At 70.6% G+C, this 8507-nt stretch carries 5 protein-coding genes and 2 tRNA genes; 2 read left to right on the top strand and 5 right to left on the bottom strand.

What is annotated here, in order from left to right:
• Positions 1-122 precede the first annotated feature (122 nt).
• On the bottom strand, positions 123-1592 hold the full coding sequence (locus ACWFR1_RS22480) for a catalase (protein WP_453553814.1): 1470 nt from the start codon (positions 1590-1592) through the stop codon (positions 123-125).
• Positions 1593-1744: 152 nt separating this feature from the next.
• Here ACWFR1_RS22480 and ACWFR1_RS22475 point away from each other — a divergent pair, with 152 nt between their 5' ends.
• Positions 1745-2164: a Fur family transcriptional regulator gene (locus ACWFR1_RS22475; protein WP_453553812.1), complete on the top strand. Its 420-nt coding sequence runs from the start codon at positions 1745-1747 to the stop codon at positions 2162-2164.
• Positions 2165-2319: 155 nt separating this feature from the next.
• Here the strand turns inward: ACWFR1_RS22475 and ACWFR1_RS22470 are convergent.
• From ACWFR1_RS22470 to ACWFR1_RS22455, 4 genes are all read right to left on the bottom strand, one after another.
• Positions 2320-2393 (bottom strand) — tRNA-Met (locus ACWFR1_RS22470).
• 60 nt (positions 2394-2453) lie between these two features.
• Positions 2454-4448, bottom strand: coding sequence for a sel1 repeat family protein (locus ACWFR1_RS22465; protein WP_453553810.1), 1995 nt, complete (start codon positions 4446-4448; stop codon positions 2454-2456).
• A gap of 202 nt (positions 4449-4650) precedes the next feature.
• Positions 4651-4724 (bottom strand) — tRNA-Met (locus ACWFR1_RS22460).
• 47 nt (positions 4725-4771) lie between these two features.
• Positions 4772-7663: a UPF0182 family membrane protein gene (locus ACWFR1_RS22455; protein WP_453553820.1), complete on the bottom strand. Its 2892-nt coding sequence runs from the start codon at positions 7661-7663 to the stop codon at positions 4772-4774.
• Positions 7664-7795: 132 nt separating this feature from the next.
• On the opposite strand from ACWFR1_RS22455, the gene ACWFR1_RS22450 reads away from it, so the two are divergent.
• A complete protein-coding gene (locus ACWFR1_RS22450) occupies positions 7796-8347 on the top strand; it encodes a PPA1309 family protein (RefSeq protein ID WP_453553808.1) in 552 nt (183 codons plus the stop codon).
• The last annotated feature ends 160 nt before the right edge of the window (positions 8348-8507 follow it).

The raw sequence follows: 8507 nt of genomic DNA, 5'->3' as shown, positions 1-8507 counted from the left end.
TCCCCCACCCAAGCCCGCAAACCGAGTGGGTTTTGTGTTGGGGGGGCTGGTTTTTTTTTAAACGACCCGGGGGCCAGACTCCGTACGGAGTCCGGCCCGGTCCCTACCTACGACAAGCGCCCTCAGCCACGCAGGGCCTGGACCGCGGCGTCGAGCCGCTTGCCGAAGTCACCGTCCGCCTGGCGGAAGTTGTTGATCGCCCGCTCGGCGATGTCGTCCCGCGAGACCTTGGCGATGAAGCCCGCCAGGTTCTCGACGAGACGGCCCTTCTCGTCCTCCGACATCAGGCGGTAGAGGTCGCCCGCCTGGACGAAGTCGCTGTCCTCGGCGTGCGCGGGGGCCGCGTGGTCGCCGGTGACGCCGGTGACGGGAAGCGGCTGCCACAGCGGCCGGTCCGTCTGGTTCGGGCCGCCGAAGCTGTTCGGCTCGTAGTTCTTCGCGCCCTTGTGGCGGCCGTCGTAGAGGTGGCCGTCACGGGAGTGGGTACGCGCCTCGGTGGCGTGCGGACGGTTCACCGGCAGGTGGTCGGCGTTGATGCCGACGCGGTAGCGGTGGGCGTCGCCGTAGGCGAAGAGCCGGCCCTGGAGCATCTTGTCCGGGGACGGACCGATGCCGGGCACGAAGTGCGCCGGGCTGAAGATCGACTGCTCCACCTCGGCGAAGACGTTCTCCGGGTTGCGGTTGAGCTCCAGCTTGCCGATCTCGATCGGCGGGTAGTCCTCGTGCGGCCACACCTTGGTGAGGTCGAACGGGTTGAAGCGGTACTGGGCCGCCTCGGCCGCGGGCATGATCTGGACCTGCACGGTCCAGGACGGGTAGTCGCCGCGCTCGATGGACTCGCGCAGGTCGCGCTGGTGCGAGTCCGGGTCCTCGCCGGCGAGGCGGTTGGCCTCGGCCTGGGTGAGGTTCTTGATGCCCTGGTCGGTCTTGAAGTGGTACTTGACCCAGAAGACCTCGCCGGCCTCGTTGTTCCACTGGAACGTGTGCGAGCCGTAGCCGTTCATGTGGCGGTACGAGGCGGGGATGCCGCGGTCACCGAAGAGCCAGGTCACCTGGTGGGTCGACTCCGGGGAGAGGCCCCAGAAGTCCCAGACGTTGTCCGCCTCCTGCGAGCCCGAGTACGGGTCGCGCTTCTGGGTGTGGATGAAGTCGGGGAACTTGATGGCGTCCTTGATGAAGAACACCGGGGTGTTGTTGCCGACGAGGTCGTAGTTGCCCTCTTCGGTGTAGAACTTCAGCGCCCAGCCGCGGGGGTCGCGGGCCGCGTCGGCCGCGCCGAGGTTGCCCGCGACGGTGGAGAAGCGCAGGAACGTCTCGGTCTCCTTGCCGACCTCGGAGAGGAACGCGGCACGCGTCCACCGCGAGACGTCACGGGTGACCGTGAAGGTGCCGTAGGCGCCCGCACCGCGCGCGTGGACCACGCGCTCCGGGATGCGCTCACGGTTGAAGTGGGCGAGCTTCTCCAGGAGGAGCTGGTCCTGCACGAGGACCGGACCGCCGACGCCGGCCGTCTCGCTGTTCTGGTTGTCGGCGACCGGTGCCCCGGCCTCCGTGGTGAGCGGTCCCTGCGTCACGTGCGCCTCCTGCGTCATGTCCTGCGAGTCCTGTCCTCCGGCCCGGCCCCGAGTCCGGGGCCTTGGCCAGTGCCGGATCCGATCCTACAATGGACAATGTCCAAGTCAAGCTGACTTCCAAAGTCACACCCGTTCGGGACCCGGCTCCCCCGACTGTTAGGCTGGCGCTCATGAGCGACCTGTTGGAACGACTGCGCGGACGCGGCTGGCGGATGACCGCGCAGCGACGCGTCGTGGCCGAGGTCCTCGACGGGGATCACGTACACCTGACCGCCGACGAGGTCCACTCGCGCGCTGTGTCGAGGCTGCCCGAGATCTCGCGTGCGACCGTGTACAACACGCTGGGCGAGATGGTGACGCTCGGCGAGGTCATGGAGGTCGCGACGGACGGCCGCGCCAAGCGGTACGACCCGAACGCCCACCGTCCGCACCAGCACCTGGTCTGCGGCCGCTGCGGCGCCATCCGCGACGTCCACCCGGCCGGCGACCCGATGGCGGACCTGCCGGACTCGGAGCGCTTCGGCTTCACGATCTCGAACGTCGAGGTCACGTACCGCGGCATCTGCCCGAGCTGCGCCACGACGGCCTGACGGCTCGACAGCCTCGGCCCGACGGCACGACACCGTAACGAGGAAGGCCCCCGCTCCTGCGGGGGCCTTCCTCGTCTTCACCGCCCCCTCTCGGGGGAACACGACGAAGGCCCGGATCCGATCGAAACCGGATCCGGGCCTTCGTTGCTACTGAGTAGCGGGGACAGGATTTGAACCTGCGACCTCTGGGTTATGAGCCCAGCGAGCTACCGAGCTGCTCCACCCCGCGTCGGTAAACACGACTCTACGGGACGCCCCCCGACCAGCGCAAATCCGTTCCGACCAGGGGTTACGCGGTCAGCTCCTGGTGCAGCGCCTCACTCAGCCGGGCCGCGCGCTCGGCGACCTCCGCCGGGCCCAGCTCCACCGCACGGGCGCACCAGTGCCGTCCCTCGGTGAGCTCGCCCCGGCGCGCCGCGAGCAGCGCGAGCCGGAGCGCGGCGCGCCCGTGGCCGGCCCGGGCCGCGCGCGTCCACCAGAGGGCGGCCTCGCGCTCGCTGCCCTCACGGGCGAGGAGCAGCCCGAGGTTGAAGGCGCCGTTGCGGCTGCCCGCCTCCGCCGCCTCGCGGTACCAGCGGTCGGCCTCCGCGAGGTCACCGCGGCCCGCCGCGAGCATCCCCACCCGCACCTGGGCACGCCGGTGCCCCTGCTGGGCGGCCCGCTCGTACCACTCCTCGCACTCGGTCTTCTCCTCGCGGGGCGCGCCGAGCACGGCGGGGCCGGGCTCGGGCCGGCGCGCGTCGAGGACCGTGGCCAGCCGGAAGGCGGCCTCGGCGCTGCCGCCGCCCGCCGCGCACCGCAGGTGCCGCTCGGCGGTCCGCTCGTCGCCGTCGCGCAGGGCGGCGATGCCGACCTGGAGGGCGGCCTCGGTGTGCCCGGCGGCCGCGGCCCGCTCGTACCAGACCAGGGCCGTACGGTCGTCGTCGCGGCCCGCGTGGAGGATGCCCAGGTTGAAGGCGGCGTCCACGCTGCCGGCCTCGGCGGCCTTGGAGAACCACGGCTCGGCGCCGTTCGCGTCGCCGGCCTGGAGGAGCAGCACGGCGAGCGCGTTGGCGGCTTCGCGGTGGCCCGCGTAGGCGGCGCGGCGGTACCACTGCTCGGCCTGCGGGATCCGGTCCTGGGCGGCGCAGAGCAGCCCGAGGTTGTACGCGCCGTTGACGTCGCCCGCGTCCATGGCGGCCCGGTACCAGCGCTCGGCGGTCTGCTGCTCGCCCCGGGCCGCGTGCAGCGCTCCGAGGGCGTTGGCGGCGTTGCCGTCGCCGTCCTGGGCGGCGCGCAGCCACCACACGGCGGCGCTCTCCTGGTCGCCCGCGTCGCGGAGGAGGAAGCCGAGGGCGCAGGCCGCCTTGGCCTCGCCCTCCTTGGCGGAGTTGAGGTACCAGCGGCCGGCCTCCTTGAGGTCGCCGCGCTTCTCCAGGATCGCGCCGAGGTGCAGCGCGGCGCGCCGGTGCCCGCGGGCGGCGGCCTGCCGGAACCACTGCTCGGCCTCGGTGATCTCCCCCTTCGGCGGGGCCTGGTCGGTCACACCGCCGGGTGCCGCGCCCGCCGGCGGGACCGCGCCCGCGACGCTTGCGGGCACGCGAAGGCGCGAGCCGGTGGCGTGCGGGCCTCGACCGGTGTCGTGCGGTCCGCGGCCCGGCTCGGTCGCGCGGAGCTCCAGGGCGAGGGCGAGGCGGTAGGCGGCCTCGCGGTGGCCCTGTTCGGCGGCGGCGCGGAGCCAGCGCTCGGCGCCGACGTCGCTGCGGTGCTCCAGGAGGTCGGCGAGGGCGTAGGCGCCGAGGGCGTGGCCCTGCTCGGCGGCCTGGCGCAGCCAGTACTCGGCGGCCGGCTCGTCGCCGCGCTCGCGGTGGTGGCGGCCGAGGGCGTGGGCGGCAGGGGCGGAGCCGGCGACGGCGGCGACCCGCCACCAGCCGGCGGCCTCGTCGGCGTATCCGCGCTGGTGCAGCAGGACGCCCAGGTTGTTCGCGGCGGCCCGGTCCCCCTCGGCGGTGGCACCGCGCAGGAAGGGCTCGGCGCCGTCGAGGTCACCGCGGCGCAGCAGCAGCGCGCCGAGCGCGCTCATCGAGGCGAGGTCTCCGCGCTCGGCCGCGCGCCGGTGGCGCGCCTCGCTCTCGGTTTCCGTCTCGTTCTCGGTGTCGGTGTCGGCTCCGGTCTCGGCGGTGGTGTGGACGGCCGCATCGACGGCCCCCACTGCCTCGATGATCTCGTCCGCGGCGTTTCTGGCGTGCCGCTGCACAAACCGCCCTGTCTCCAACAGAGTTGCCCTGTCCCCCATAAATACCATCGTCGCACCACCCGCAACCCGAGCACACCTGGTATACCGCAGCCAGTGAGGTCACTCAGCGTTTTGTCGACATGCCCACAGAGAGACAAGTCAAACACGCCTCACACCAACTCGCCCCCTCCGTACCGCTCTTCGGTGCCCCCCGTCACGTCGACACACGACGAGGGCCCGGATCCTTATGGATCCGGGCCCTCGTTCTGAGTAGCGGGGACAGGATTTGAACCTGCGACCTCTGGGTTATGAGCCCAGCGAGCTACCGAGCTGCTCCACCCCGCGTCGGTGAAACCACAGTATCACGACGCGGGGGGGGGTAAAACCTCAGGTCAGCCGCTTGATCCCGTGCTCTTGAGCTTCGCTCCGGCCTCCGCGGCCTTAGCGAGGGCCGCCTGGAGGTCCTCCTGCGCCTTGCCGTACGCCGTCCAGTCGCCCTTCTGGAGCGCCGCCTCGCCCGCGTCGTACGCCTTCTGGGCGTCGGCGATCGCCGCCTTGAGGGCGGCGTCGTTCGACGTCGGCGGCGGGGGCGTGGTGCCCGGCGGCGGGGTCGTGGGCGGCGTCGGCGCGTCCACCCCGAAGACCGCGTTCAGGGCGTCGGTGAGGTTGTCCTCGAACACCGTGGTGTCCTTGGTCGTGTCACCGTCCGGCTGGTCCGCGTCCACATAGGACACCGCGACCTTCTTCAGGAGCGGGTAGAGCGCGTTGCGGCCCTGGGCGTACACCGGCTCCACGTACAGGAACCCGCCGTCGAGCGGCACGGTCAGCAGGTTGCCGTACTGGATGTCCGAGTCGGCGCCCTTCATGTCCCGGACGAACTGGGCGACGTCCGGGAGACCGTTGAGCTTGCTCTGCACCTGGGCCGGGCCCGGCACGTCCTCGGTGACCCGCAGCAGCCTCAGCCGGCCGTACTCCTTGCTGGTGGCGTCGGCGTCGACCGCCATGAAGCCGCCCAGGTTGGGCCGGCCGTTCGGCGTGAACGTCGTCGTCAGCGAGAAGCGCTGCGCCGCGTCCCCGGGCATCTTCATGCTCAGGTAGTACGGCGGGACCGCGTTGCCCTCCTTGTTGGTCGGGTCGTCCGGCACCTGCCAGGCGTCCGAGCCGCTGTAGAACTGCGCGGGGTCGGTGACGTGATAGCGGGTCAGCAGCTCGCGCTGGACCTTGAACATGTCCTGCGGGTAGCGCAGGTGCTCCATCAGGTCGCCCTTGATCTCGGACTTCGGCTTCACCGTGTCCGGGAAGGCCTTCATCCAGGTCTTGAGGACCGGGTCCTGCGTGTCCCACTCGTAGAGGTTCACCGTGCCGTCGTAGGCGTCGACGGTGGCCTTCACCGAGTTGCGGATGTAGTTGACCTGGTTCTGCTGGGCGACGACCGCGCGCTGCTGGTTGCCGACGGTCAGGGAGTCGGCCGTGGTGTCGCCGAGCGTGGTGCGCGAGGCGTAGGGGTAGCCGTTGGTCGTCGTGTAGGCGTCGACGATCCACTGGATCCGCCCGTTGACGACCGCCGGGTAGGCGTCGCCGTCGATGGTCAGCCAGGGTGCGACGGCCTCGACGCGCTGCTTGGGGGTGCGGTTGTAGAGGATCCGCGAACCGTCGCCGATGGCCCCCGAGTAGAGGATCTGCGGCTCGCTGAAGGCCACCGCGTAGGCGGCGCGGTTGAACGCGCCGGAGAGGCTGACGCCGCTCTTCTCCTTGTAGCTGGTGGTCTTCTCGCCGTTGTCCTCGTAGTCCAGCTCCTTCTGCGGGCCGCCCACGATCGAGTACTGGTCGGTCTTCTCGCCGTAGTAGATCCGCTGCTGGTACGTGCCGATGTCACCGGTCGTCGGCAGCCCGGCCTCGGTGAAGACCGGGGAGCCGTTGGCGTCCGTCGTCGTGCCCGTGGCCATGATCGCGCCGAAGCCGTGGGTGTAGGTGAAGTGGTCGTTGATCCAGTTCCGCTTCGGGATGCCCTTGATGTTGAGCTCCCGCAGACCGATGACCGTGTCCTTGCCCTTGTAGCGGTCCACGTCCAGGGTCGTCGGGAACTGGTAGTACTTCCGCTTCTGCTCCAGCTGCTGGAACGTCGGCGAGACGATGTTCGGGTCGAGGACGCGGTAGCTGGCCGCCGAGTCGGAGTCCGTACGGAGCTGGTCCTTGGCCTTGACGGTCGACTTGCCCGAGTAGTTCTCGGGCTTCGTCGCGTCGATCGCGTACGCCTTGCGGGTCGCGTCGATGTTCTTCTGGATGTACGGCGCTTCCTTGGCCTGCTCGTTCGGCTGGACCTGGAACTTCTGCACGATGGCCGGGTACAGGCCGCCGATCAGGATCGCGGAGAGCACCATCAGACCGAAGCCGATCACCGGCAGCTGCCAGGTGCGGCGCCAGAGCGTCGCGAAGAACAGCACGGCGCAGATCGCGGCGATGCAGAACAGGATGGTCTTAGCCGGCAGGTACGCGTTGGCGTCGACGTACCGCAGTCCCGTCCAGTTGCCGGTGGCCTTGAAGTCACTGGACTTCACGGCCAGGCCGTACCGGTCGAGCCAGTACGCCACGGCCTTGAGCGAGACGAAGACGCCGAGCAGCACCGAGAGGTGCCCGGTGGCGGCGGCGGTCGCGCGCGCGCCCGGGCTGGTGATCCGCAGTCCGCCGTACAGGTAGTGCGTGAGCGCGGCGGCGATCAGCGACAGGACGGCGGCGGCGAAGCCGAAGGCGAGGAGGAAGCGGTACCACGGCAGGTCGAACGCGTAGAACGACACGTCGAGGCCGAACTGCGGGTCCTTCTGGCCGAACTTCACTCCGTTGACCCACATGAGCCAGGTGCGCCACTGGCCCGAGGCGGAGGCTCCGGCGATCAGGCCCACCAGGACGGTGACCGCGAGCAGCACCCACTTCTTGAAGGGGGCCACCCCCATCCGGTACCGGTCGAGGCTCTGCTGCTCCAGCGACATCGCGCTGAGCGGCGGGCGCAGTCGGTACGCCAGCCAGATGTTCAGGCCGACGGCGAGCCCCATGAGGAGACCGAAGACGGCGAAGAGGCCGATCTTGGTCCACAGCGTGGTGGTGAACACGGACGAGTACTTGACCGAGCGATACCAGAGCCAGTCCGTCCAGAACCCGGCGAACATCACGAACGCCATGGCCAGGACGGCCAGCACCCCGAGTGTCATGAGCAGGGTGCGGGCCCGCCGGGACGGCCGGCCGACTCTCATCCTCGGCCCGGACGGGCTACCGCCGCGGTCCGGCATCTGGAAAGCCAACGTGCGCCCCTCGATGTTGTGTCTGAAAGCAGGCCCCGCGATCGTAGAGCCCACTGGTGCAACTTACTGAGGCTTTACCTAGTTCCCGTCTTCGGGGGAAGAGGAGGCAGGATATTGGTCATGTCCAACGTTTCCCCCTCAGGCCCGGCGATGGCCGCGAGCCCCCTCACCCGCGCGGTACTCGAGATCGACGAGTACGCCGCGGGTCTCGGCTGGGATCAGCCGGCCCGTCTGTTCGCCCTCGTCGACACCGCTCGGCTCCGTGCCAAGGAGCCCGCCCTCGCCTCCCAGCTCGGTCTGGGCGACGACGCCACCGCCTTCACCCCCATCGAGCAGGACAAGCTGCCGCGCGGGAAGCCGCTCGACGACTTCCTCGGCACGATCGCCTGGCCCGCGTCCGTGGCCGGCTGCGCCCTGACCGTGGAGCGGCTCATGCTGCCCCCGTCGGCGGAGTCCCAGGTGCCGCAGGGGCTGAGCGAGAAGCAGCTCGCCAAGTGGGTGGCCTCGCACCCGGACCGCCAGGAGGTCCGGATGACCGTGGCGGTGCTGCGCGGCGGCGCCCGCGAGGCGGCGATCCGGCTGCGCGAGAAGGACTCGACGACCGAGGTCCTGACCGGCCCCGACCTGGTGCCGGGGCTCGCCGAGGCGCTGGCGGCGACCTTCGAGTCCTGAGCCGCACGAGGTCGTGAACCCCGCCGGTCCACGGCGGCGGTACGAAGAAGGGGCGCCCGGTCGGCCGACCGGGCGCCCCGCGGAAGTCTGGGGGGGCGCAGCACCCCGCGCCGCGCGGCCCGGTGGGCGTGGGGCTCTGTTAAAAAAAACACAGCCCCCC

Source organism: Streptomyces sp. NPDC055103, assembly GCF_053607625.1.
This window is presented reverse-complemented; position numbering and strand designations above follow the sequence as displayed.